Source organism: Pseudoduganella sp. S-14 (assembly GCF_049913285.1).
Lineage (GTDB): Bacteria > Pseudomonadota > Gammaproteobacteria > Burkholderiales > Burkholderiaceae_D > Rugamonas.
The window spans coordinates 3,909,632-3,935,571 of the sequence record NZ_CP183991.1 but is presented as its reverse complement, the minus strand read 5'-3'; the positions used below and the strand labels follow the sequence as shown (position 1 = coordinate 3,935,571).

21 protein-coding genes are annotated in these 25,940 nt (G+C 61.2%); 13 read left to right on the top strand and 8 right to left on the bottom strand.

All coding sequences use genetic code 11. The features are described 5' to 3' along the window. Nucleotides 1-21: 21 nt before the first annotated feature. The 10 genes from ACN9MZ_RS17885 (at nt 22) to ACN9MZ_RS17840 (ending at nt 11,284) form a co-directional block, all read left to right on the top strand. Nucleotides 22-693: a response regulator transcription factor gene (locus ACN9MZ_RS17885; protein WP_426338315.1), complete on the top strand. Its 672-nt coding sequence runs from the start codon at nt 22-24 to the stop codon at nt 691-693. A gap of 5 nt (nt 694-698) precedes the next feature. After that, complete coding sequence (locus ACN9MZ_RS17880) at nt 699-2,039, top strand: sensor histidine kinase (protein WP_426338314.1); 1,341 nt, start codon at nt 699-701, stop codon at nt 2,037-2,039. Nucleotides 2,040-2,135: 96 nt separating this feature from the next. Continuing rightward, entirely contained in the window at nt 2,136-2,594 is a 459-nt protein-coding gene (locus ACN9MZ_RS17875) for a type IV pilin protein (protein ID WP_426338313.1), read from the top strand. Next, on the top strand, nt 2,588-3,184 hold the full coding sequence (locus ACN9MZ_RS17870; protein ID WP_426338312.1) for a GspH/FimT family pseudopilin: 597 nt from the start codon (nt 2,588-2,590) through the stop codon (nt 3,182-3,184). The genes ACN9MZ_RS17875 and ACN9MZ_RS17870 overlap by 7 nt, the downstream gene beginning before the upstream one ends. Nucleotides 3,185-3,194: 10 nt before the next feature. Continuing rightward, on the top strand, nt 3,195-3,584 hold the full coding sequence (locus ACN9MZ_RS17865; protein WP_426338311.1) for a type IV pilus modification PilV family protein: 390 nt from the start codon (nt 3,195-3,197) through the stop codon (nt 3,582-3,584). Between the two features lie 16 nt (nt 3,585-3,600). Further along, nucleotides 3,601-4,707, top strand: a complete 1,107-nt coding sequence (locus ACN9MZ_RS17860) for a PilW family protein (RefSeq protein WP_426338310.1) — start codon at nt 3,601-3,603, stop codon at nt 4,705-4,707. A 4-nt stretch (nt 4,708-4,711) separates the two neighbouring features. Then, nucleotides 4,712-5,350, top strand: coding sequence for a pilus assembly PilX family protein (locus tag ACN9MZ_RS17855; RefSeq protein WP_426338309.1), 639 nt, complete (start codon nt 4,712-4,714; stop codon nt 5,348-5,350). Nucleotides 5,351-5,365: 15 nt separating this feature from the next. Continuing rightward, nucleotides 5,366-8,998, top strand: coding sequence for a pilus assembly protein (locus ACN9MZ_RS17850; RefSeq protein ID WP_426338308.1), 3,633 nt, complete (start codon nt 5,366-5,368; stop codon nt 8,996-8,998). Nucleotides 8,999-9,008: 10 nt separating this feature from the next. Further along, the gene (locus ACN9MZ_RS17845) at nt 9,009-9,596 is read left to right on the top strand and encodes a hypothetical protein (protein ID WP_426338307.1); all 588 of its coding nucleotides are present in this window, start codon (nt 9,009-9,011) and stop codon (nt 9,594-9,596) included. A gap of 56 nt (nt 9,597-9,652) precedes the next feature. After that, a complete protein-coding gene (locus tag ACN9MZ_RS17840; RefSeq protein WP_426161972.1) occupies nt 9,653-11,284 on the top strand; it encodes a peptide chain release factor 3 in 1,632 nt (543 codons plus the stop codon). Between the two features lie 173 nt (nt 11,285-11,457). Here the strand turns inward: ACN9MZ_RS17840 and ACN9MZ_RS17835 are convergent, their stop codons facing one another. From ACN9MZ_RS17835 to ACN9MZ_RS17820, 4 genes are all read right to left on the bottom strand, one after another. After that, complete coding sequence (locus ACN9MZ_RS17835) at nt 11,458-13,347, bottom strand: putative bifunctional diguanylate cyclase/phosphodiesterase (RefSeq protein ID WP_426338306.1); 1,890 nt, start codon at nt 13,345-13,347, stop codon at nt 11,458-11,460. Then, on the bottom strand, nt 13,344-13,883 hold the full coding sequence (locus ACN9MZ_RS17830) for a YfiR family protein (RefSeq protein WP_426338305.1): 540 nt from the start codon (nt 13,881-13,883) through the stop codon (nt 13,344-13,346). The genes ACN9MZ_RS17835 and ACN9MZ_RS17830 overlap by 4 nt, the downstream gene beginning before the upstream one ends. Next, the gene (locus ACN9MZ_RS17825; RefSeq protein WP_426338304.1) at nt 13,883-15,847 is read right to left on the bottom strand and encodes a TonB-dependent receptor plug domain-containing protein; all 1,965 of its coding nucleotides are present in this window, start codon (nt 15,845-15,847) and stop codon (nt 13,883-13,885) included. The genes ACN9MZ_RS17830 and ACN9MZ_RS17825 overlap by 1 nt, the downstream gene beginning before the upstream one ends. Nucleotides 15,848-15,944: 97 nt before the next feature. After that, nucleotides 15,945-16,916, bottom strand: coding sequence for a GlxA family transcriptional regulator (locus tag ACN9MZ_RS17820; RefSeq protein WP_426338303.1), 972 nt, complete (start codon nt 16,914-16,916; stop codon nt 15,945-15,947). Between the two features lie 48 nt (nt 16,917-16,964). On the opposite strand from ACN9MZ_RS17820, the gene ACN9MZ_RS17815 reads away from it, so the two are divergent. After that, nucleotides 16,965-17,903, top strand: coding sequence for a fatty acid desaturase family protein (locus ACN9MZ_RS17815; RefSeq protein WP_426338302.1), 939 nt, complete (start codon nt 16,965-16,967; stop codon nt 17,901-17,903). Nucleotides 17,904-18,050: 147 nt separating this feature from the next. On the opposite strand, the gene ACN9MZ_RS17810 is transcribed toward ACN9MZ_RS17815, so the two are convergent. The 3 genes from ACN9MZ_RS17810 to ACN9MZ_RS17800 all read right to left on the bottom strand — a co-directional run bounded on the left by ACN9MZ_RS17810 (nt 18,051) and on the right by ACN9MZ_RS17800 (nt 22,539). Beyond that, a complete protein-coding gene (locus tag ACN9MZ_RS17810; protein WP_426338301.1) occupies nt 18,051-18,434 on the bottom strand; it encodes a cupin domain-containing protein in 384 nt (127 codons plus the stop codon). 397 nt (nt 18,435-18,831) lie between these two features. Further along, a complete protein-coding gene (locus tag ACN9MZ_RS17805) occupies nt 18,832-19,287 on the bottom strand; it encodes a hypothetical protein (RefSeq protein ID WP_426338300.1) in 456 nt (151 codons plus the stop codon). 18 nt (nt 19,288-19,305) lie between these two features. Next, on the bottom strand, nt 19,306-22,539 hold the full coding sequence (locus ACN9MZ_RS17800) for a winged helix-turn-helix domain-containing protein (protein ID WP_426338299.1): 3,234 nt from the start codon (nt 22,537-22,539) through the stop codon (nt 19,306-19,308). 188 nt (nt 22,540-22,727) lie between these two features. Here ACN9MZ_RS17800 and ACN9MZ_RS17795 point away from each other — a divergent pair, with 188 nt between their 5' ends. Both ACN9MZ_RS17795 and ACN9MZ_RS17790 read left to right on the top strand, forming a co-directional pair. Beyond that, a complete protein-coding gene (locus tag ACN9MZ_RS17795) occupies nt 22,728-24,068 on the top strand; it encodes a hypothetical protein (RefSeq protein ID WP_426338298.1) in 1,341 nt (446 codons plus the stop codon). A 3-nt stretch (nt 24,069-24,071) separates the two neighbouring features. Further along, nucleotides 24,072-25,595, top strand: coding sequence for a hypothetical protein (locus ACN9MZ_RS17790; RefSeq protein WP_426338297.1), 1,524 nt, complete (start codon nt 24,072-24,074; stop codon nt 25,593-25,595). On the opposite strand, the gene ACN9MZ_RS17785 is transcribed toward ACN9MZ_RS17790, so the two are convergent. Then, nucleotides 25,592-25,921, bottom strand: coding sequence for a hypothetical protein (locus ACN9MZ_RS17785; RefSeq protein ID WP_426338296.1), 330 nt, complete (start codon nt 25,919-25,921; stop codon nt 25,592-25,594). The two genes, ACN9MZ_RS17790 and ACN9MZ_RS17785, sit on opposite strands and share 4 nt — an antisense overlap. Nucleotides 25,922-25,940 lie beyond the last annotated feature (19 nt).

Genomic DNA, 25,940 nt, shown 5'->3' with positions numbered 1-25,940 from the left:
AATCAACTAATTGCGCTCCCCATGCATGTAATCCTGGTAGAAGACGACGCAGTATTGGCCGACGGCGTAGTCCGGGTGTTGTCCGGCCATGGCATGAAAGTGGAGCTGCTGCAAAACGGCAGCGACGCCGATGCCATGCTGCAGCGTCCCGGCCAGGCCGACGTGCTGGTGCTCGATATCGGCCTGCCGGGCCTGGACGGCTTCGAAGTGGTGCGCCGCCTGCGCGCGCGCGGCAGCCAGCTGCCGGTGCTGTTGCTGACGGCGCGCGATGCGGTGGAAGACCGCGTGCGCGGCCTGGAGCTGGGCGCCGACGATTACCTGGTCAAGCCGTTCGCCACGCCGGAGCTGGTGGCGCGCCTGCGTGCGCTGGCGCGGCGCCATGCGCCGAAGCCCAGCGTGCTGCAAATGGGCTCGCTGGTGCTGGACCTGGGCGCCAAGCGTGCCCGCGTGCGCGATACGGTGATCGACCTGTCGGTGCGCGAATGGGCGGTGCTGGAGTACCTGTTGCAGCACAGCGCACGCGTGGTCAGCAAGCAGCAGATCATCGACGCCATCCTGCCCTGGGGGGAAGACGTGACGCCGAACGCAGTGGAAGTCTATATCTCGCGCATCCGCCAGAAGACGGCGGATGCCGGCATCAGCATCCGCACCATCCGCGGCTTTGGCTATATGCTGGAACCGGCCAATGGATAAGACTCTTGGATAGCATCCGCCTGCGCCTGCTCAAATGGCTGATCGGCCCGGTTCTCCTGCTGAACCTGGCCGGCGTCGCACTGAGCTATGCGCTGGCCTGGATCCCGGCCCAGATCGCCTTCGACCAGTCGCTCAGCGACGCCGCCGCCATGCTGGGCGCCCGCATCAGCGAACGCGAAGGGCGGCTGGTGCTCGACTTGCCGGAGGCCGCCGAGCGCGTCTTGCGCGAGGATGAGCTCGATAAGGTCTATTTTGCCTTGCGCGATGGCCAGGGTCGCCTGCTGGCCGGCGATGCCGTGTTGCCGGTCTTTCCGGCGCGTGCCGGTGCCCCGGCGATTGACGGCGTGGTCGAGAAGAACCCGGTGCGACTGGTGGCGCTGCCGGTGCTGACCGGGCAGCAGCAGGGCATCGTGGTGGTGGCCAAGACGCTGCGCAAGCGCGGCCAGGCACGCACTGCCATCGTGCGCGCGTTGCTGCCGCTGGCGGCCGTGTTTACGCTCGCTTCGGTCGGCCTGGTCTGGTTTTCGGTCACCAATGGCCTGGCGCCCTTGCACAAGGTCAAGGCCGGCATCCAGGCGCGCAGCGCCGAAGACTTGTCGCCTATCCCGGCCGGCAGCGTGCCGTTGGAAGTGATGCCGATGGTGCACTCTTTCAACGGCTTGCTGGAGCGCGTGCGCGAAGGCGCCCAGGCGCAGCAAGACTTCCTGGCCAATGTGGCGCACCAGCTGCGGACCCCGCTGGCCGGCATGCGCACCCAGATCGAACTGCTGGCGGCGCAGGAGCGCACGCCGGCCGCGGCGTCGTCGCTGGCGATGATGCAGGCCTCGACCGAGCGCATGATCCGCCAGGTCAACCAGTTGCTGGCGCTGGCGCGCGCGGAACCTGGCCCCTTGCGCAAGACGCGCATGGAGCGCCTGTCGCTCGACCAGTTGCTGGAAGAATCGATCCAGCATTTTGTCGAGCAAGCGCTGCGCAAGGAGATCGACCTCGGCTTCGACTTGCAGCCAACCAGGGTGACCGGCGACCGCTTCATGTTGCGCGACCTGGTCGACAACCTGGTCGATAATGCCATCCGCTACACCCCGCCCAAGGGGGCCGTCACGGTGAGCTGCTTCCCGCACCTGGGCGGCGGCATGCTGACGGTGGAAGACTCCGGCCCGGGCATTCCGCAGGCCAAGCGCGCCGCAGTCTTCCAGCGCTTCCAGCGCCTGGATGAAAAGACCAATGGCAGCGGCATCGGCCTGGCCATCGTCCGCGATATCGCAACTGCCCATGGCGCCAGTGTTGCCATCGACACCCCTGCCAGCGGGCAGGGCGCACTGTTTTCCGTGTATTTTCCCTCCTAAAACTGCCACTGTCAGGTATTTGTCAGGTTTTCCTCAGGGAAATGCAAGCTTGCTTGTCTAGACTTGCACTATCAAATACCAGCTTTGGAGAAATACATGGAACAGCAACAGGCCGGCGCACCCCGCCAGGCGGGTTTCACGCTGATTGAAATGATGGTGACCGTGGCAATTATCGCCATTCTCGCCGCGGTGGCGATCCCGGCCTACGGCGATTACATCAAGACCGGCCGCCTGCCGCAGGCGACCAATAACCTGGCCAGCATGCGCGCCAAGCTGGAGCAGTATTTCCAGGACAATCGCAGCTATGACGGCGCCTGCGTCGCCGGCACTATCGCGGCGCTGCCGCAAGCCGACGACTTTGTCTACAGCTGCCCGACCCTGACGCCGACGACCTACGTGGTCAAGGCCGAAGGCCAGGGCAAGATGGCCGGTTTCACTTTCACGATTGACCAATCGAACAACAAGAAGACCATCGCGCTGCCAAGCGGCTGGGGCTCGGCGTCGGAAGCGTCGCCGGTTACCTGCTGGGTGCGCAAAAAGGGCGGCACATGCTAGCGCGCCGCCAACAGGGCGCCACCCTGATCGAGCTGATGGTCGGCGTGACCCTCCTGGCGGTGCTGCTGGCCATGGGCGTGCCGGCGTTTTCGGCCTGGATGCAGGACGCGCAGAACCGCGCCGCCGCCGAATCGATCGTGAACGGCTTGCAGACCGCGCGTGCCGAGGCGGTGCGGCGCAATTCGGTAGTGCGTTTCACCCTGACCGGCGCGGAAGGCCAGGTGGGCTGGACTGTCGGCTGCCCGACCGTGACTACCACCTGCCCGGCAGACATCCAGACCCGTGCGGCGGGTGAAAGCAGCAAGCTGGTCAAGGTGACGGTCAGTGCCGATCCGATCCCGGTGCCGGCCCCGGCCGGCTATTTCACGGCGCCGATCGGCGATGCGGGGGCGCTGCCGGCCGAGATCAATTTCGACGGCTTGGGCCGCGTGTATACGCCACCGGCCGGCACCGTGTTCAACCGCGCTGACGTGACCAGCACGGCCAGTGCCAGCGCGCGCCGCTATGTGGTGGTGGTATCGAGCGGCGGCCAGATCCGCATGTGCGATCCGAAAATGTCCTATGCCACCGATCCGCGTGGCTGCAGCTAAGGAGAATCCCATGAAGTCTCAACGCACATTGCGGAAGCAGGGCGGCATAGCGCTGGTGGAGGCCCTGGTCGCCATCGTGATTTTTGCGTTCGGCGTGCTGGCCATCGTCGGCCTGCAGGCAGCTTCGGTGCGCCAGGTGAGCGATGCCAAGTACCGCATCGACGCTGCCAATGTGATCAGCCAGTCGCTGGGCGCGATGTGGGCCGACCGCGAACGCATCGAGCTGCATGCCGTCAGGGACCAGGCCGTCAGCACTTTGCCGAACGGGAAACTGACGATCGTGGTGCCCGGCCCGTGGAGCGCCGCGGCGGGGGTCACGGTCACGGTGACCGTGACCTGGCAGGTGCCGGGCGAGAGCGCGGTTCATACACAGACCAGCGTGCAGTTCATCGCCGGTTAGAAAAGGAATATTCCAAATGCACGACAAGCAAAACGGTTTCGGCCTGGTCGAGATCATGGTGGGCCTGGGCGTCGGCATGCTGGCCATGGTGGTCGTGATGCAGGTGTTCAGCCAGGCGGAAGGGCAGAAGCGCACCACCACCGGCGGCGCCGATGCGCAGAGCAATGGCGCGATTGCCCTGTCCATGATCGAACGCGATGGCAAGATGGCAGGCTGGGGCATGGCCAATTCGATGTTCTCCAACTGCAATACGACTTACTCCTATTGTGACGGCGACCTGAGCTGTGGCGGCTCGACGGGGGCGATCACCGGGTTGTCGATGGCGCCGGCGGTCATTACCGACGGCGGTAACGGCCCCGACAGCTTCCTGGTGCAGTACTTTGCCAATCCGCGGGAAGGTTCGTTCCGTTATCCAGCCAGCACGGAGTTGCGCAGCAATATGCCGCAGCCATCGTCGGAGCTGAATGTCGGCAACACGGCCGGCTGCCGCGAAGGCGACCTGATCCTGGTGCAGCAGGCGGGCAAGTGCACGCTGATGCAGGCCACCCAGATCCAGGACCAGGCGTTGAAAATCCAGCATAACCCAGGCGCCAGCGGCCATTACAACCCGCCGGCCAATTACCAGAACGCCAACAACTGGCCGGCTTACACCAAGCCTGCCCAGCTGTCCTGTTTCAGTGCTCCCCCGGGCGGCGCCTTGTACCAGCGCGCCTATAGCGTGAATAACCTGCACCAGTTGCTGCGTTCGGATAATTCGGCCAACCCGGCCATCGTCAACGACGTCGTGGCGCCCGAGATCGTCGACATGCAGCTCGAGTATGGGATCTCGACAGCCACCGAGTCGTGGGTCAGCGCCTGGACCCCTGCCACAGGCAGCTGGGCCCACCCCACGGCCGCCGACTTCAAACTGGTCAAGGCGGTGCGCATCGCCCTGGTGGCGCGCAGCGTGCAGTACGAAAAGCCTGAACCCAACCAGCAATGCGCAACCACGACCAACGACATGGTGAGCAAGTGGTCGAGCTGGGCGACGTTCAATACCACCGGCTACCCGGCCGACTGGAAGTGCTACCGCTACAAAGTGTTCGAGACGATTGTGCCATTGCGCAATGTCATTTGGGGATAAGACCATGAATCACAGCAAACAAGCCGGCGCAGTCCGGCAAGCCTGGCAGCAGGGCGTCATCCTGCCTATCACCCTGATCGTGCTGGTGGCCATGACACTGGCCGGCATCGCGCTGCTGCGTTCGGTTGATACCTCGGCCGTGATCGCGGGCAACCTGGCCTTCAAGCAAAGCGCCACCGCCAGCGGCGACGCCGGCGTGGAGGCAGCCATTGCCTGGCTGATCCAGACCGCACCGAGCGGCTCTCTCGACCAGGACGTGCCGGGCAGCGGCTATTACGCCACGCGCCAGGATGCGCTCGACCTGACCGGCAATAAGCGCGATCCTGAAGGCGCTGGCGCAGCGGAGGACGACCTGAACTGGGATGGCGCTGGGGTGGTCAAGCTGGGGGGCGATGCGGCCGGCAACGAGGTAGCTTATGTCATCCATCGCATGTGCGACAGCGCCGGCCCGCTGGATGCCCGCACCTGCTCCACGCAGCAAACCTTCAGGAAGGGCCAGGACGAAGGTGCGCAGGGCGCGATGGAGGGCTACCGCCCACAGAAATTCGATAGCGCGGCCACCCGGGCTTTCTACCGTATTACGGCACGGGTATCCGGGCCAAGGAACACCACCAGCTACGTTCAGGCTGTGGTCTCAATCTAACGCAGGAGAATTCAGATGGACTGGATCAATGTCCCACAGCCGGGCCTGCGTGCCTTGCTCGCCTCGCTCGGCCTGAGCCTGGCGCTCGCCGTTCAGCCGGCATCGGCCGCGCCGACCGAACTGGCCGATATTCCGCTGGCAAACGCGTCGACCGCCCCGATCTTGCCCAACATTATGTTGGACCTCGACAATTCGGGCAGCATGGCGTGGAGCTATATGCCCGATTACGTGCGCTACACATCGCTCGGCAACTTCGGCACCATGTGCCGCGGGCCGAACAAGAACAACACCCTGGTGGTGTGCGAGCCCGGCGACCCGCCATTCTTTGCCAGCGCCTTTAACGGGCTGTACTACAACCCGGCAATCCGCTATATGTGGCCGACCAAGGCCGACGGCACACGCCTGGCCGACCATAAAGGGAGCACCTCCTATGCGGCGTCGTGGACTGCCGTGCCAAGCGATGGCTACGGCGTGCAGTGGATCGACGATACCAGCGCCGAGCAGCCGAACGCCACGCCTTGCAAGGGGGTGGTGTCCGGAGGGAACTGTCCGCGCCTGTCGAATACTGCCGTGACCAATCTGGTGACCGGCTATCCGGAGCGCATGTGGTGCAGTCACACCAACGATGTGCCGCCGAGCGCAAATTGCAAGCAGGCAGTGGAGAACGGCAGCTATTCGTATCCGGATAACACCTACAAGTACCTGTATGCGAAGGACGGCGCGCCTTTCTACTACAACGTGAGCGTTGAGTGGTGCAAGACAGCGGATAACGCGCCCAACCAGAATTTCGGCAAGGCCGGCAGCTGCCAGGCCAAGAAGACGGACACCTTCAAGTATGTGCGCTACTACAACTGGTCGCGCGTGGACATTACCCCGTCCACGAAATTCCCGGCCAAGGCCGCTGGGCGCACCGATTGCGCAGGAAACATCTGCACGTATCAGGAAGAGATGTCGAACTTCGCGACCTGGTACGCGTGGTACCGCACGCGCACCCAGATGACCAAGAGTGCGATCGGCCAGGCGTTCAAGGACGTGCGCGGCACTCCGGTGTCCAGCGATCCCGATGATTCGGCCTACCTGCATGCCCGCATTGGCTTGACCACCATCAACCATCCGATCGCGCTCGACATTGCCAACTTCGACGCTGACCAGAAGGGCAAGTTCTACACCGACCTGTACAGCTTCGATCCGCTCGGCGGCACGCCATTGCGCACTTCGCTTGATTCGCTGGGCAAGATGTACAAGGGCACCAGCACGGTATACAAAGACCCGGTGGAGTATTCCTGCCAGAAGAACTTTACGATCCTGGCGACGGACGGTTACTGGAACGACAGCTATAACGGCGTGGCCGACACCGATGGCGCAGCGGGGGTGACGTTGCCATCGCGCGACACCCTGCAGACGCCCAATACGCTGGCGGATGTGGCGTATTACTACTACCATACCGACTTGCGCACATCCTGCAACTCGAAAGATGTCTGCGCCAATAACGTTGCACCATCGGGCGCCAACGCGGACGTGGACGACGTGGCGCAACACCAGCACATGACCACGTTCACTATCGGCCTCGGTGTCGACGGCACCCTGACTTACGATCCGAACTACAAGACCAGCAACTCCGGCGATTACTTCAACATCAAGCAGGGCGTGACGAAGTGGCCGGCCCCAAGTGGCAACTCCCCCGAGACCATCGACGATTTGTGGCACGCCGCCGTCAACGGCCGCGGTACGTATTTCAGCACCAAGGACCCGGCCGCACTGGAGAGCGGCTTGCGCAAGGCGCTGCGCAGCATCGACAGCGTGACCGGCAACGGTGCTGCGGCAGCTACCAGCGCCCTGCAGCCGACTGCCGGCGACAACTTCATCTACGTGGCGACTTACCGTACCGTGAAGTGGGACGGCGACGTGAGCGGCTATTCCATCGACCTGGCCACCGGTGCAGTGTCGACGACGCCTTTCTGGCAGGCGGAGCCGCTGCTGCGCAACAGGATCGCCGCGACCGGCGATAGCGATACCCGTGTGATCTACACTGCAGATGGCACCACCCGTACCCTGTTTAGCACGGGCAAGGGCGGCCTGACGGCTGCCCAGCTGGCGCTGTTCGACACCAACCGGCTGAGCCAGGCCAGCACCTGGTCCAGCACGCAGAAGACCGCGGCCACCGCGGCCTCGCTGGTGAGCTACCTGCGCGGGCAAGACCGCAACGAAGACCAGGACCGCGTGCTCACCTACGGCGCTTACGAGCGCCTGTACCGCGATCGCGAAAAAGCGCTGGGCGATATCGTCCATTCGCAGCCGATCTATGTGAAAGCGCCGCCGTTCAATTTCGACGACGATGGCTATCTTGAATTCAAGACTGCCAAGGCGGAACGTGCGCCGACGCTGTACACCTCGTCCAACGATGGCATGCTGCATGCCTTCGACGGCGAGTCTGGCCAGGAACGCTGGGCCTACGTGCCGCCGATGGTCTTGCCGAATATGTGGCGCCTGGCCGATGCCAATTATGGCAGCCAGCACCGCTATTACCTGGACGGGCCGCTGGCCATGAGCGATGCGAAGATCAACGGCAGCTGGAAGACTGTCCTGATCGGCGCCATGGGCAAGGGTGGCCGCGGCTACTTCGCGCTGGACGTGACGGATCCTGCCGATCCGCGCCCGCTGTGGAACTACACGGCAGACGATAATCCGAAAATGGGTTACAGCTTCGGCACGGCATTCATCACCAAGATGAGCGATGGCCGTTGGGTGGCCGTGCTGCCGTCGGGCTACAACAACGTGCCGGAGGGTAGCAAGTATGCCGGCGCCGACGGCGGCGGCTATGTCTTCGTCCTCGACCTCGCCAGTGGTTCGCTGCTGAAAACCATCGCCACCGGCGTTGGCACCAGCGCAAATCCAAGCGGCTTGGGGCGCATCAATGTGCGTTCGCCTGACTTCTCGACCAATAATACGGCAGTCGGCGCGTATGGCGGCGACCTGACCGGTGCCATGTGGCGCTTCGACCTGGAGAAGGGCACGGCCAGCAAGCTGGCGGATTTCCCGGGCAAGCCAATCATGGTTGCGCCGGTTATCGGGCAGATCCAGGACAAGCTGGCGATCTTCTATGGCACCGGCCGTTACCTGGGCCAGAGCGACCTGGACGATGTCGATACCCAGACCATCTACGGCATCAAGGACGATGGCGTTACCACGGTCACTGCCAACAGCCCGATGGTGCAGCAAACGGTGACGACCAGTGGCGCAACACGCAATATCAGCCGCGATGCCGTTGAATGGTCCAGCAAGATGGGCTGGTATGTCGATCTGCCGGATACCGGTGAGCGCATCACGCTCTCGCCGCAATTGTTCCTCGGCACGCTGATCTTCGCGTCCACCGTGCCGTCGGTGTCGGCCTGCCAGCCTGGCGGTTACAGTTGGCTGTACCAGCTCGATTACAAGACCGGCGGCAACGTCCTGGCGAACGTGGCGGGCGGCTTGAAGTATGCCGCGCCGATTGTCGGTAACAGCGTGGTCAAGCTGCCGAACGGCACCCCGATGATCTATCCGGTCGGTGCGTCGAACGGCATGGGTGTCCCGCAGGTAATGCGTGTCGGTGCTGGCGATCCTGGTGACGAGAAGGTGCGCGTCCTGTGGCGCGAGATTTCCGACTGACGGAACGGTGATGGAAGCCCGTCTGCGGCCATGGCTGGCGCTGGCAATATCGGCGCTGGCGCATGTGGCGCTCGCACTTTTGCTGGTTGGCCAGGCAAGCCGTGTCGCCGGTGCAGGCGGCAGAGCGGCTTCGCCTGGGCCAGCCATGATGGTGCGCCTGGTCGCTGCGGCACAGCCGGCGCTGGACAAGGCGCCGCTGCCCGCTGCGCAGCCGCCAGCCGCGGTGCCGATGCTTCGCGCGCAGCAGGTGCTGGCGCAAGCCGCGGCGGGCGCAGACGGCGTCGGCGGGGCGGCCGAACGGCACTACTTCGGCGCCGACGCCATGACCCGCCAACCGGAAGTAGCCGAGGGGCTGGTGGCGGGCAAGTTGCTGGTGGTGCCGGGGATTACCGCCCAGTCCGTGGCATTGCAGGTCTGGATCAGCGATGAAGGTACGGTCGAACGTGTCGCCCTCGATTCGCCGATGTCGGAGAAAGAAGAGCAACTGCTGCTGGCCGCTTTTGCCAGTGTCAGGTTCCAGCCGGGCCGGATCGGCCGTATCGCCGTACGTAGCCACCTGGCGCTGGAAATCATGCTCGATTACGCCCTCCGGCTGTGAGGGGAGTGGTGGTAAAATAGCGGGTTTTCCGTCTGCGCCAACCGCTGGCTGCCATCATGTCTGACGATATCCAAATTCAAAGTTCGAGCAAGACCCCTGCGTTGATTGCGCGCGAGGTCGCTCGCCGCCGTACTTTCGGCATTATTTCCCACCCCGATGCGGGTAAAACCACGCTGACCGAGAAGCTGCTGCTGTTCTCGGGCGCGATCCAGATGGCCGGCACCGTCAAGGCCCGCAAGAGCGGCCGCCATGCCACCTCCGACTGGATGGAAATCGAGAAGCAGCGCGGCATTTCCGTGGCTTCCTCGGTGATGCAGTTCGAGTTCCGCGACCACATCATCAACCTGCTCGACACGCCGGGCCACCAGGACTTTTCCGAAGATACCTATCGCGTGCTGACTGCGGTCGACTCGGGCCTGATGGTGATCGACGCGGCCAAGGGCGTGGAAGCGCAGACCATCAAGCTGCTCGACGTCTGCCGCATGCGCAATACGCCGATCGTCACCTTCATGAACAAGCTGGATCGCGAGTGCCGCGATCCGCTGGAGCTGCTTGATGAAGTGGAATCGGTGCTGAAGATCCAGTGCGCGCCGGTGACCTGGCCGATCGGCATGGGCAAGAATTTCCGTGGTGTCTACCACCTGATCAACGACGAGATCCTGCTGTTCCGCGCCGGTGAAGAGAGCGTGCAAAGCTTCGAGGTGATCAAGGGCATCGACAATCCGCGCCTGCAGGAGATGTTCCCGCTGGAGATGGACCAGCTGCGCATGGAAGTGGAGCTGGTGCACGGCGCCTCGCACCCGTTCAGCCTGGAAGACTTCCTGGCTGGCAAGCAGACGCCGGTCTTCTTCGGCTCCGCGATCAACAACTTCGGCGTGCGCGAGATCCTGTCCGCGCTGGTCGACTGGGCGCCTGCGCCGGAATCGCGCGATGCGTCGGTGCGTACCGTGCAGCCGACCGAAGAGAAGTTCTCCGGCTTCGTGTTCAAGATCCAGGCCAATATGGATCCGGCGCACCGCGACCGTATCGCCTTCCTGCGCGTTTGCTCGGGACGGTTCGAGCGCGGCATGAAGGTCAAGCACCTGCGCCTGAATCGTGAGGTGAAGGTGTCGTCCGTGGTCACGTTCATGGCCTCGTCGCGCGAACAGGTGGAAGAGGCCTACGCCGGCGACATCATCGGCTTGCCGAACCACGGCAATATGCAGATCGGCGATTCCTTCTCTGAAGGCGAGATGCTGCAGTTCACCGGTATTCCATACTTTGCGCCGGACTTCTTCCGCCAGGTGCGCATCCGTAACCCGCTGAAGATCAAGCAGCTGCAGAAGGGCTTGCAGCAGCTGGGTGAAGAGGGCGCTGTGCAGGTGTTCAAGCCGGTGCAGGGCGGTGAAGTGGTGCTGGGCGCGGTCGGCGTGCTGCAGTTCGAAGTGGTGGCTTCGCGCCTGATGAATGAGTACGGCGTGGATGCGGTGTTCGAGAGCACCTCGATTTCGACCGCGCGCTGGGTTTCCAGCGATGACAAGAAGGCGCTGGCCGATTTCGAGGCGGCGCTGGGGCATAACGTGGCGTATGACGCGGCGGGGAACCTGGCTTACCTGGCCACTTCCGGCGTCAACCTGCGCCTGACCCAGGAACGTTGGCCGAAACTGACCTTCCACGCGACGCGCGAGCACGCGACCAAGCTGGACTAAAAAACCGGTAAACCAGGGTCAGACCCAGGGGTCTGACCCATGTCAGCGCAACGGCCGCGGGGCTGGTCCCCGGCCTTTGACGTTTGCCGAAGATCAAAGACGCACAACCGCAGCCACCGGCTGACGAACAGACTGGGTCTGGCCCTGCGGGGCAGACCCAGGTTTACCGGTTTTCAGGCGGCCCAGAGCTTGCCCTCCCGCAGCAAAGCCTCCAACTGCTCCGCCGGCATCGGCCGCGCAAAGTAATACCCTTGCATCACATCGCACCCTGCATCCGACAGGAACGCCACCTGCTCCTCGGTTTCCACGCCTTCCGCCACGACAGTCATGTTCAGCGAATGTGCCATCGCAATGATCGCTTTCGCGATCGCCGCGCCATCACCCGGTACCGCATTGATGAAACTGCGGTCGATCTTGAGCTGGTCGATCGGGAAGCGCTTCAAATAGGCCATCGAGGAATACCCGGTCCCGAAATCATCGATCGAGAGATGTATGCCAGCCGCCTGTATCTTGTGCAGCAAAGCGATATTGGCATTCACATTCTCCATCAGCACGCCCTCGGTAATCTCCAGCTCCAGCAAGCGAGGCGGCAAACCGGTCTCCATCAGCAAAGCCTGCACCTCATACATCAGCTGCACATCCTTGGTCTGGCACGCCGACACGTTCACCGCCACATGCTCGATGTTATCCATCAGCCCCGCCTTGCGCCAGGCAGCCGCCTGGCGGATCGCGGTCTGCAGCACCCAGCGGCCCAACGGCACGATCACGCCGCTTTCCTCCGCCACCGGAATGAACTCCGCCGGGCTCACCATGCCGCCCAATGCTTCGCAGTGCCAGCGTACCAACACCTCCATGCCGCGCATGCGCCCGGTGCGCGTGTCTATCTGCGGCTGGTAATGCAAGGACAGCTCATGGTTCTGCAAAGCCTTGCGCAGGTTGGCCTCCAGCGCCAGGCGCTTGCTGGCCCGCTGCGCCATCTCCGCATGGAAGACTTCATAGGCATTCTTGCCCTTGTTCTTGGCGTGGTACATGGCAATGTCGGCGCAGCGCACCACGGCCGCCGCGTCGGGAGCATCCTTCGGATAGACGCTGACGCCAATACTCGCGCTGACGAAGAGCTGGTGGGTTTCGACCATGAACGGGTCGGCCAGTGCACGCAGGATCTTGCGCGCCACCTGGTCCGGCTCCGTGTCATCTTCGGCCGGCTCGATGATCACCACGAACTCATCGCCGCCGATGCGGCAGATGACATCCGTGCTGCGCAGGGTTTGTTCCAGGCGCTCCGCCACCTGGCGCAACAGCATGTCGCCGATGTCATGGCCCAGCGTATCGTTAACGATCTTGAAGTTGTCGAGATCGAGGAGCAGCATGCTGACGCTGGTTTCCTGGCGGTCCGCTCGCTTCAGCGCGTGCGCCAGCCGGTCGTTGAAGGCGTTTCGGTTGGGCAGGCAGGTGACCGGATCGACGTGCGCCAGCAAGTGCAGGTTCTGCTCAGCCAGTACCACCGCCGCGCGCATACGCCGCACCAGCAACCACGCCAGTGCAAACGAACCCAGGGTCGCGAACGCTGTAAAGGTGGCAAAAGCCAGCGAACGCTGGTAAAGCGGCAGCAGGGTGGCCCGGATGGAGACGCTGCCAATCAGCTTATGGTCGACGCTGATCGGTTCCTGCACCTCAATATAATCCATGCCGTATTCGTGCAGGGACTGGCCGGTCTCGCTGATCGCAAGTTCGGGCACCGGTGCGTTATTGCGGCGGAACTGGGCCAGCGGCGTGCTGCCGACGATGATGTTTGCGCTTTGAACGTCGGGTGATGCCGACAGGCCGCTGAGGATTTCTTCCGCCGCACGGGCATCGCTGAAGAGGAGGGCGGCCGTGCTGTTGTTGCCGACGATGCGGGCTTGCACCTGCATATCGCGCAGAAGGGTACTACGCAAGGCCATGAACTGGAACACTACCATCAGCATGCCGGCCAGGCACAGGGCGGCACCCGCCGCCAGCATGGTGGAACGGACTACCTTGCTGCCGATCGGCAGCAGCGCGGTTTTGGCGCGCGACTTCATTGCACACTCCTTGCCAGCCGCAATAGCTTGGAACTGAGGGTCAGGCGCGCCTGGCGCACAGGCACCAGGTCCACGTCGAAGCCCACGCGGCGATTGTCGATACCAAAAGAAATCATGGCGCCGTTGGCGCCAATGATCCTGTCATCCGCAACCGTCAGCACGCTGCTGGTCGCCAGGTCATTCTTGAGCAGTGACCACCGTTCGCGGTCCCGCGCGTCCAGCACCAGCAGGTGGCAGGCCGCCAGCTGTGCACCGCCCGGCGCTGCAGGCAGCGTGCGCACTGAAACGCGGTGCCCGTTGACCTGTTTTTGCTGCAGCCCGGTCAACGCGGTCAGCAAGGTGTTGCCCTGGAAGACGCACAGGCGCAACGGCGCGCTGGCGGGCAGGGTGTCCGCAGGCCATTCGGTAAACAGGGCGAAATTGTACAAGATGGCCGCCTTCAGTTCCGCCTCGTCCGCGCCTGCGGGAAGCTGGGCGCGCGCGTGTTCGCACGCGGTTACCAGCAGAAGCAGCAGGGCGAAGAGTTGGCGCATCATCAGTAGGCCGCCTTCAGCCTGAGGTAGACGCGGCGGCCATCCTGTTCGATGGCGTGCTGCAGCAGTCCCAGCGAAGACGGATCCGCATAGCGCCGATCGAACAGGTTCTGCATGCCAAGGGATGCGTCGAAGTGGCGGGTCAGTCCGATGGTGAAGAAGTTGATGTTGGCAAGCACGAAGCCCCCCGTCTCGCTGCCATCGAGCAGCCTGCGTGCGCCCGCGTACTGGCCCTCGACACCGACATGCCAGACACCAGCCAGCCGCCCCGTGGCATTGAACTTGGCCAGCCAGCGCGGTGAATTGACTTCGCTGATGCTGCCCGTGACATTCTGGCGCGAAATGCTACTTCGCAGTCTCGCACCGTTCCTGAAGGAGCGTTCATATTCAAGTTCGATACCACGCGCACGCGCCCGGCCCAGGTTGCGGAAGATCGGCAAGCCGAATTCCTCGTCCTCGACTTCGGTCACCAGGCCGGAAGCCTCATTGGCATAAGCGCTCAGCGTGAAGCGGGCGTTAGCGCCCAATTGCCGGACCAAGGAGAGTTCATGGCTGCGAATGCGCTCGCGGCCAAGATTGGGGTTTGCCAATTGACCGCCTTCGGTGTCGATTCCGTAGAACAGTTCATAGCTGTTAGGCGTTCGAAATGCGCTGCCATAGATGGCTTTGACCGTTGTTTCCGGCGACAGTTCGGCAATCAGGGCCAGGCGCGGATTGAATACGCCGCCAGTGCTGGTTTCGCGGTCGTAGCGCAGGCCGGCGTTGAGCAGGATGCCTTTGGCCAGCGTGATTTCATCCTGCATATAGATGCCGAAACGCTTGCTTTGTGAGCGGTCATTCAGGTAGCTGACGAAAGGCTCGGTGTCGAAATTCTGCTGCAGCACATCGTGGTTGTACTGGTAGTCCGCCCCGACGACCAGCTTGTGGGATTCGATCAGCTGCAGGAACAGGTTGACGTCCGCTCCCCACCACTTGGCGCGGGTTCGGTCCATGTTGATGGTGCCGAAGGGAGCCTGGTTGACGAAGTGCCCGTCATAGAGGTACTCGGAGTGGTAAAGGCGGGCCGAAAGCTCACCGTGCATTGGCAGCATCGTAGTGCGATAGCCGACTTCCGCCATCCGCAATTCGTCGACCGTAAGTCCGCCCGCGACGTCGAATGGCTGGCCGTAAGAAGCCGTAGGCATGCCCTTGGTTCGCTTGCCGTCGATCAGGGTCAGGGACCATGCGCCAACCTGCCCGCGTGCAAAGAAGCGCGAGTAACGTTCCCAATCCAGCCCGTGCGCAGTACCGCCGAATTCGGGGAAGTACAGGTCGCGGCCATCACTGAGCCCACGGTTTGCTGCCAGCAGCAATTCGGCATCGCCGTTGCGCCAACCGTAGCTCGCGCTGCCGGAGCGAGTGCCGGCCTGGCCTGCTTCCAACGTGGCGCGCGTCCCCTCGATGTCGGGCGCGCGGCGCGTGATCACATTGATCACGCCAAAGAATGCATTGGTGCCGTAGATCGACGATCCCGGCCCCGGCACAAATTCGATGCGATCGACCAGTTCAAGATCAAGCGGGAATTCAGCGCCAAGCTGCGCCTGGTCGAAAACCGGATCGTTGATGCGCGTACCATCAATTTGCAGCAGGAAGCGCGTATTCAGGTCGCCCGGCCGCAAGAAGCCACGCGCCCCGAGATAGCTGTAGCTGCGGTCGTTGCTGGTGTACAGCCCGCGAATGCTGCGCAACGCATCGGCGAGCGTGCGCCAGCCGTAGGCACGGATGTCGGCCGAAGTAAGTACGGTGACATTCGAAGGAGCTTGCGTCGCTTTTTGGTTAAAGCGGGAGGCGCTAAAGACCTCCAGCGACATCAATTGCTCAAGCGGCAAAGTGGTCAAGTCGGCATCTTGCGCGCATGCGTTTGCCGCCGCGAGCAGCAAGACTGCCAGCGGCCTGGTGCGCAGGCCATGCAGTGCTGTGATTCTCATCCCGATGGTTTGTTTTCTAGGTGTGTTCACATGGTGGCATTGCCATGCGGGAATGTACAGTGCAGCAGGCACTACAAGCACTTATAAACAACATCCATTAATTGTCGAGCAACGCTCGCCAGGCACTGGGCGCCTGGCCTGTCACCTGCTTGAACGCGCGGCGGAAAACGGCCTCGTCGCTGAAACCGGTTTCAATCGCAACGCGTCGCAAACCAGCGCTCGGTTTTGCCAACAGGCGCTTGGCCTGCTCGATGCGGCATTGAAGAATGTACTGCACCGGCGTGACGCCGAGCGCAGCGCTGAAACGCCGCGCCAGGTTGCGTTGGCTCATGGCGATATGACGCGCCACGTCGTCGGGTGTGATGCCAGCGCAGCTATGTTGTTCAATATACCGTTGCGCGGCCTGGATGCGGGCGTCGTCGTGTTCGTGATGTCCGCTGGCGACGCCGACGTCTGCCAGCTGGCGCGCTGAGTTGGCATAGCGTGCGAATTTCAGTGCAGCTTTTTCGCCGTGGAAGCGGCGAACCAGGTGGGCACACGCGTCGATGGTGGGCGTGATGCTGGCCGCCGTAATCAGCCTGCCATCCACGACAAGCGGCGATTGCGGTGACAGGCGTACATCAGGTCGCGTCGCGGCGATTGCGCGCCGATCCGCCAGGTTGCAAGTTGCATCGCGCCCATCAAGTAAACCTGTTTGCACTAGCAGCCGCACGCCGCTTGCAGAAGCCAGGACGCAGCCGCCAGCCTCGTAGTGCCTGACGATCCAGCGCAGCAGGGCAGGGCTGGCGGGCACGTCGCCGTAGAAGGATGGCAGCACCAGTACTTCGGCTTGGCGCGCGTTGCGCAGGCTGCGCTCCGGCAGTAGCGCTGGCCCAGTGAAGGAACGCACAGGCTGCATGGTTGGGCCGACGAGAGCCACATCAAACATCGCCGCAGCGAACAAGTCTGGTTCGCGGGCATTCAAGGTGCCAGCCACCGCCAGCAATTCCCGGATCAGCAGGACGCCACCCGCCCAGCAATTTTGGTCGATGTAGATGCTTGTCGGGATGGCTGAAAAAGTATGCTGCATGGCGAATAATGTACCACGGTGGGATATGCGCAGCGCTAGGATGATCTCATGAACATCCTCTCCTACATCAACAAGCAGGAACTACGGGCCTTCACCACAGCCGACAACTGGCGTGCTTCAGGCGTAGTGATCGTGAATGTGGCACTGGTCGCCGCCGGCTTTGCGCTGCCAGCACTGTGGCATCATCCGGTAGCCTGGATCATCGCCAGCGTCGTGCTGGCAGGCCGTGCGCTCGGCTTCGCGATCCTCACGCACGATGCCGCCCACCTGAATTTCTTCACTTCGCGCAGAGTGAACCAGTGGATGGGGAAATGGGTCTTCGGCGCCTTGCCTAACGTCCCTTACGCGACCTATCGCCGAGGCCACCTGGAGCACCATCGCACAGCCGGCACCGGCGCCGACCCTGATCTGTCGTTCGTCACTGGCTACCCTGCCACTCGCGCCAGCCTGCTCCGAAAATTGTTGCGCGACATCTCCGGCGTGAATGGCGCGAAAGGGATCGTTTACCAATTCCAGCCGACCGATCACGGCGCGCTGTATCCGGTGTTTGTCATGCATGGGCTGATCATCGCCGCGCTGTGGGCATTCAGTGTGCCGGAGGTCTACGCATGTTGGTGGCTTGGCCAGCTATTCGTTTTCCCACTTCTGCTACGCCTACGTGTGATGGGCGAGCATGGTGGCGTACCAGATCACATGGACCGCGACCCGCGCCGAAACACCGCCACAACCTTGGCCGGCCCGCTCGCGCGCTTGCTGGTCGCGCCCAACTTCGTCAACTACCACGTCGAGCACCACATGGCCGCGACCGTACCTGGCTATAAACTCCCTGCGTTGCATAAGCTGTTGCGTGAACGTGGCTACTTCAAAGGCACCGAATGCTTGGCTCTATCCTATCGGGAGGTCATAATCCGCTGTACCGCCGCAAATGGAAACGCCCAGGCACGCGGCACGAGCGGCACTCGCGGTGCTTTAGACAACATGCGCTAGCGCATAGCATGATGGCAGGCGCAGGGGCGGGCCACGTCAGGTAGCAGAAGGCGGGGCGAGTCATTTACTGCTGCATTTCGCAGAACGCTCACTTTTCCACGGTCAGGAGTGTACCCAATCAATCTTCACATTGATGTGTAGCGGGTGTTATTTGGCGGGAACGGCCATCGGCCTGTTCCTCTCAATCACATAGGTCACGATCACGTGGGCAGGTCCGTTGCCGGTATTACGTGCACTGTGTACTTTGCCCGATGGGATGATGAATGCGTCGCCCGTCTTCAATTTGCGGAGAGACTCTCCCTCGACGTACATTTCGAGTTCGCCTTCCTGCACGAAGCCAATCTCATCGCCGAAATGGGTGTGCCGCCCAATGGTCGCCCCCGATGCAATGTATACGCGTGCGACAAGCGATTCGTGATTCGGTGTTGAGGATTCGCCGCGGATCAGAACCGTGCGTTGGACTTCTGCCGGCTGAGCGAACGCCGGCAAAGTCGCTGAACAGAGGGCAAGCGCGAGGCAGATTCGAATCATGCGGGTTGTTCTCCATTTCGGGTCACACATTCCTGGCCACCGCAGGCAGAACGATGTCACCAGCGGGGCTTACGAAGGACAAAATGTCGTCGCAACTCAGCGGGCGAAAGCTGAGTTGCTAATGTCAACAACTCATCAAGGAGGAGTGTTTGCTTCTTGAGGTGCGCCCCTTACATCCAGCACCTCCTCATCATTCAACTCAATGATTTCACTTGGTGGGCAGCTATGTTCGCTTGCGTACAATCGCCATTTCAATACTCTTTTAGATCAACGACGACGATGATCGAATTCCCCTTTTTGGACCGCGCGACTCATAAATCTCTCTGAGGTCCTTGCTTGTGGTCCAATCAGCGGTTAGGTATCAGAACATGGCATAGCTGCCAATGTGATCAAAAGATTAATGGCCAGGATCGTTCCCTTGTTCCGGTTCCAACATTACCATTGCAATTGGCGCGCTGTCCAGGTAACTATGGCCAGGATCGTTTGCGACTTCTGGATCGACATCGAACTCAAGGGCATCTGAGTCCTTAAAACGAATGGTCAGATTCAATACCTCTTTTACGGTATTTGAATCTGTAACGACCATCAGCTTGCCGCTTTGGCTGATCGTCGGATGACTGATTTGCTCTGGAACTTTACCCTTTACCTTCAATGACTTGAATTGAACACCAGCGGGCGTTGGCGAGACCAATTCATAACTCAGAATCGTATCCGTTGCGGTTACAGTCACTTCTGGCGGAGTAAAAGTTGTGGTGTACTTCATTTTTTGGGTCGCCGGATCAATCGAAGGAACAGCGACAACTTGTATCTGTATAACAGGTGCTGCTTCCGTTTGGTTTTGGATCTTGGTCATAAGGATGCCTCTTTCAGTCTACTGTGACGAGATAATTCTAAGATAGCGCTCGTCACGATACGCTATTTGATTCAACATGTTTTTTTCCTCAGCAAGTGCAATGTTATTTCCAATACACCGGTTGGCTATCGCAGTCGGTACTATAAAGCGATAATCGCGGGCTTCTCCGCCCGCCGGCTTCAGGAGGCTAAGCACTTCGTGGCAGTCATTTTGGGATTCAGGTTTGCTTAAACCTCTCGATCTTGCACGGCCTAGCAACGCATGTGCATAATATTCGCGAAGGAAGGGATCGTGTTTGTTTTTTTCGAACAATGTCGCGAGCTCTAAAGTAGCGTCATTGAACCGACTAATCGCTTCCGAGTTCTGCTTCGACATCAGTAAGACTTCACCTTTCAATACGTTGATGCGTCCTTTGAGTGCGCTTGCAACTTTCAGCTGGGGTTCACTAGTGCGAGTATTTCCGAGGTTTTTGAACAGAACATCAAGTTTGCTTAGTGTTGCAGGCGCATCTTTTGAGCCGGCCTCTTCGCTAATGATCCGGAGTTGATTCTCTGCCAATAGGTAGAACCACTCCTGGTTGGTAGGGTCTTGCTGGACAAGTCGCGTGAGGAAAGCGTTCGCGTCACGGTATTTTTCAATGCCTTGATCGGGCCGACCCATCGCAATTGACAATTCGCCTTGGTAACGAAGTATGTTGCTTAGCCTAATTTGTAAGGTGGCATTATTAGGAGACTGACCAAGCAACTCGCGCAATAGTTTCTCAGATTGTTTGTAGAGCTCGTAGCCCTCCACGAGGTGCCCAAGTTTGACTTTAACCGCCGCAAGTCCGGCGATACTATTGGCTAGGCCTATTGAGAGTTCATCGGTCTTATGTTTTGCGAGGGCCTGTTCTTTTAACTGAACTGATTTTGTAAAAGAAGACGCCGCCTGCTCGAGGTTGCCTTGGCGTAACGCGACTGTGCCCAGATTGCCATAGCTAAAAGCCAATTCAATAATTGCATCAACGTTCTGAGGGAAATTGGAAAGCCATCTCTCGCTAGCTTCTTTGTACTCGGTAAAGTATTTTGCAGAAGTCTCGAATTCTCGCTGAACTAAATACACTGAACCGAGCCAATATGCGTTCGCGCCTAGCGTTTTAAGGTGTTCTTCGTCCTTACTAGTCATCGCTCCCTGAGTATGCAGGAGCTCTCTTGCTGCAAGTAGGGCTTCCTTGGCTCTAGACGGATTTGCACGGGCGACATTGACTTCGGCAATGACCTGCAATGCTTTAGCCCGTTGAATCACGGACTCGTGTGTTGCTGCTGATTGTTTTGTAGCAGTGAGGTATTGAAGTGCCCTTGCGCTTACGTCATCCAGAAGATCCAGCCGACCTAAAGGGCGCACTTTATCCACGAATTCTCCAAGCATGTACCCCATCAATCCTTCGGCCTCGATCCGATGCTCCTCCGACTCACGCTGGGCGTTCCGGGCACTAATCCCGAGAACTGCTGAGAGAATTGCAAGGACGACGATAATCGCAACTACTGCGATATTGATGCGTTCGCGGATCTTTGCTCGCGAGATTGATTGGCGGATAAACTCGAGCTCAAGTGGCGCGAGAGCAAAATCTGGAAGACGCAACAACTCGGCGGCCTGGTGCGTTTGCATGCCTTGAGGTACTAGGAGGTCGCTTGGGCGCTCTGCATGCAGCCATCTTTCCGCTTGTCCGCGCAATCGCGTACGCAATTGCAACACTTGACGGTGGTCGGCGATCCAGGTTGAAACTCGCGGCCAGCGGCGCAACAGAGCTTCATGTGCGACACCAAAGCTTGGGACCTCGCCAGCCAGTTCGCTGACAAACAGCCGTGCCTCAACCATGACCCGAACCAACTCACGTTCGTCGTCTGTCCGAAGCATCGATAGCGGGCTGCGACGGGATGTGACCGAGGTCTGGTCTTCACCAATATTCACGAGTAACGATAGAACGCGAGGCAGTGCATCGAGTTGGGACTCTGACAAACGTCCGACTACTTGCTCGGCTCGAACCCCGACGGCACCATCGATGCCACCCAGTTCTTGATAAACATCGAAACTCAGTTGCCCTTTATCGCTCCGCTGGCGATATAGCTCGTTCAAGCAGTATTGCAATAGCGGTAAAGTGTCTGGATTGCCGCGGGCAGCATCGCAAAGCACATCGCCGAGACTGGCACCAGTGGCTTGGTCTTTTTCGAAGGTTAAATTGGCTGCCAGAGCGGGTTGCCGAACGATCTGGGCAATGTCCACTCCGTCTGGAGGCAAGACGTCAAAGTGACCGCCGCGCGATTTCAGACCGAGCAAAACGGTCTGGGCCATAACGTCCGGATAGAAGTCGTTGCGACAAGCCATCAACATCAGCAGGCAATTCGACTTAGCAAGGGTTTCAATTACATCCGGGAAGCGCTCGGCTTCCGCGGTCTTGGTGCGGAAGACGGCTTCCAGTCGGTCGACAAAGACACCTACTACGGCACGAGGGCAAGCGCGCTCACGCAGTTCGGCCGCCACTGCGTCGGGCTCGGAAGCCAGGCGCTGGCCTAGGCTGTCGGCGCTGGCACCGGGGAATAGTGGCTCGCCATTGATCTCGGCGTCGATCAGCGCGCCGGCAAATGCCTGGAACAGCGTGCCGCTGCCAAGGTCGGCGCAGTCGAGGTAGACCGTGCTCGACAACCCGACCGGTTCGTCCGAGCGAGTGGCGCCTGCCATTAACTGAGGCAGCAGGCCTGCACGAACCAAGGAAGTCTTCCCAGAGCCTGAAGGCCCAAGAATTAGTGCCATCGGGCAACCACGGGCTGCCTGGGTCAGGACCAGCTCACGCAACTGGGCAGTCGCTTGTACGCGACCGAAGAAGATAGCGGCGTGATTTTCCTGAAATGCTTCCAGACCACGGAACGGCGAGCCGCCTTCCCATGTGGTCGCAAGGGGGGCGGCCAGGGTCACGACAGGGGCAATTGCGCGATAGCCGCGCTTGCGGATGGTCTCGATATACCGCGGTTCAGTGCTCGAATCGCCGAAGGCGCGGCGTAGCTGCGTAATGGCTTTGTGGACCGGGTTGTCGCCCAACTCGTTGCTTCCCCAACAGGCCTGCAGGATCTCTTCCGCTGGAATTACCGCCCCTGGGTGGCGGCAAAGATAGCGCAGAACCGCCATTACGCGCGGCTCGAGCTGCGTTTTCGCTTCCCCGTTGGTGACGATATTGGCTTCTGGACTGACCAACCAGTCGCCGAATTGAAACTCCATGGCCTGTTCAACCTTCTTTTTATCTGTCTCTTATAAATCAATGACTTAGAAACCTTCCGGAGCATTTCTTCCGGTCCGGAAGGTTTTCTTCCGGCTTCCGGAAGGTTGCCGGAAGGCGAGGGAAGGCTTTTTTTCTTACAGTGCAGTCATTGCCAAACGGCCAAATCTTAACATTCTTAAAAGCAAAAATGGTCACAACTAAAGCGGTATTTTTTGAAATCGGTTCCGACACCACGACTTCGGTGCAACAGCTGTCTGCCAGCTGGTTCACCTCTGGAAAGTTGCTGGAGAGCACGATTGACGCAATGCGGGTCGCCGGAGAGTTTCCTAACGACATCCGTTACGGAAGCATGGAAGTGGGCAGCCTGGCCCTGGGAGGCGAAGGCGAGGACCGCGCCGAGTTGCGTCCTGTAGAGATCCGTTACGACTCCGCGGCACCAACTACTGCCCAACTGACCTTGACGCTTGCATCAGGGAATTTGCGCTTTTACAACGCTTACGGCCGGCGCGACATCCTGCGTCAGCCGGTGGCCGGCTGGCGCCTGGAGTTCACGGCCGCGGTTAACGAATATGGCGGCCTGGTGCTGCAAGCTGCGCTGTGTGACGTTGACAAATCTCATTTGCCGTGTGACAACGGCCCGTTGAAGGAGTTCTTTATCACTGCGGTTGGCAACTGGCTGCGCAGCCAGGCGCCGGCGGTGCTCAATAAGACGGCAATGCGCCGCGCAGTGATCGGGCGCGAGAGTTTCCTGCGCCAGTACATTTACCCGATGGTGGTGGAAAAGCTGCAACGCCGCCTGGATTCGCTGCCGGACTATGTGGCGTCGCGCGATGGCGTGGCCCAGGTCAACCCGCAGGAATGCCAGAACGAGAAGTCGGGGGTCGAGGCGACGCTCTGCAATGGCGAGCGGGCGCGCTTCATCCGCAACAGCAATGGCTGGACCTATCGCGACCACGTTCTGCTGAACTGGCAGGAAGCCAACCGTACCTTGCACGACCGCGAGTCGGAGCAGGACCTGCAATGCATGGTAACCATGGGCCGCCAAGCGGGGCCTGATGGCGTGCCGCGTCCGACCATCGACATCAGCAGCGTGCTGGGCCGCTATGAGTGGGACAGCGTGAAGCAGGAACTGCCGCTGTCGCGCCAGCGCAGCTATATGGGCAAGGCCTGGGCGCGCGCCACGCTGCAATGGTCGCTGCGACTGCAGTGGCAGGTTGAAAACGGCCGGGTGGGCGTGGCGTCGCTCGCACGCAAGAGTGTGCCGGCCACCGACGCTGGGACTACCGGAATTTACGTGGTGTCCGACCCGCTGCCGCACCTGCTGAATGTGCAGCGCATCAACCTGTGGTGGGAAGGCAATGCTGCCAGCCTGGCCTCGGTTCAACAGGATATTGCCGGTTTCCTGGCAACGGCTACCGGCGACATGTTCGCCGCCGTTGCCGAGGGGCTGGCCCCAGGGCGCAAGCTGGGGTGCCGTGACTTGCGCATCAATGAGTCTGGTGACATAGAAATTGAACTGGGGGAGTGAAGCATGTCTGTGCTGATGACATCTGTGCCGGTGGCACAGGTACGGAAATGGGGCGGCGCCAGTGCGTCGGGCGCCTTGAGTTATGCGGCTGCGCGCGTGGCGCGCATTGTGCTGCAACGTGAACCGATGGCGAGCGAGGCGCTGTCGTGGACTACCTTGTATAGCTGCCAGGGCGAGGCTGTGCGCGGCCGCGCGGAGCTGGCGCTGCATTTGCTGGCGCGCCCTGAACTGGCAGAACTGGATGTGAAAGAGCGCCTGCTGCGCGCCTACAACGCGGTGTTCGACCGCTACGATACGTCGCAGCCGGCCGACATGCCTTATTGGCGCAGCCTGGTGACGGCTGGCCGCGAGCTGCCTGCGCTGGTGCGGCAGGAACTGGTGCCCCTGTATGAAACGGGCTACCGTTCCAGCCCTTGCGCGGCACCGGCCCTGGCCCGTTCGCCCCTGTTCGTGGTGCGTGACGCATCAGGCTTGCCGCTGGTGTTTACGGTTGGCGCCAATCGTTCGCTATATATGTTCCGCCGCACGCCGTTCGGTCGTTGGTCGCAGACGGACCTGAGCGGCATGCTGCCTTTGAATCAGCCGGGCAAGGTGCAGGCGCTCGACGTCCAGCAGGCGCCGGATGGCTCCATTGCGCTGGCCCTTGCGGTTGCCCCATGGGCCAGCGGCGGCGGGCCGACCTTGCATGTGGCAGTCGGCATTGCCAATCACCTCGACGAGGCAGCCTGGGTGGAGACTATGCGCGGCATGGCGCCGCGCCATGTGCCGGAAGTGCAAGATGATGTCACGCGTATCTCCTTTGGCCTGCTGCAGTCGGGCGCCGTGCCGATGGTGCTGGTGACTGCGGCGAAGACCTGGTATTTCAACGCGGCGATGGAAGGCCCGTTGAGTGCCTGGGAAGAACAGGAGGGCGTTGATTCGCTGGCGTCGGCAATCGGCAGCTACCGGGTGCCGGGCGCCTGGCGCCTGAGTGATACGGCTTGCGGTCGCACCCTGCGTTTCAACAGTTTTTCCCGCGCGGCATCCTGGGGGATCGCGATCGACTACCAGGGCCTGCCGCGCCGAGCGTCCAGCCTGCACCTGGCGCCGTCCAACGTGCCGAACGTGCCTGACGTGTTTGTGGCTGGCGAGAGCATCGTCGTCTATCGCGGCGGGCAGTCCGTACCGCAACCGGTCGCCAATATCGGCGGAGCATGCGTGGTGTGGAGCGAATCGAGCCCGGTGGGCGAGTACCTCGCTTATGGCGACGGTGCGGGCGGCCTGTGGCTGGTTTGCCGGAAGCAGGGCGGGCATTGGGGCATGCCCGTGCCCATCGCAACGACGTTGGTGATGGCGGCGCTGATGGCGGCGCCGAATCACGGGGGCGTGCATGCGATCGGCGTGACGCCAGGCGGTGCGTTGGCTTGGCTGCGTTTTAACGCCGATGGCGCCCAGGTCGGGGCGGAGGAAATTACCCAGGCCGCGGTCTGGGATGACGAAGCGCAGGATGTGCAGCGCGCAGCCCGGGTGGCGCGCAGCGTGGCTTAAGACTTGTCGCGCGTCAGCAGCGCGTCAACGATGCTGGCGATCCAGCAGGCCAGCAGGATCCAGCCTGCCGTGGAGGTGCCGGGCATGATGCTGGCCTTGGTCAGGCGCTGGGCGATGAGGATCGGGTCGGGTGGCAGGGCGCCGCTCAGGGCTTGATCCATCAGGACTGCGGTGGCTTTCCATACGCCGTACATCAGCCAGCCGAAGACCGCCAGCGCGGGCAGCATGAAGACCAGGCCACGCACTGTACGCTTCAGTACCAGCATTTGGCCAAGGCCGGGAAAGCCGAGGCCGGAGATCAGGGCTGCTTTGCTAGATTGCTTCATTCAATTTCCATTAAAAAAA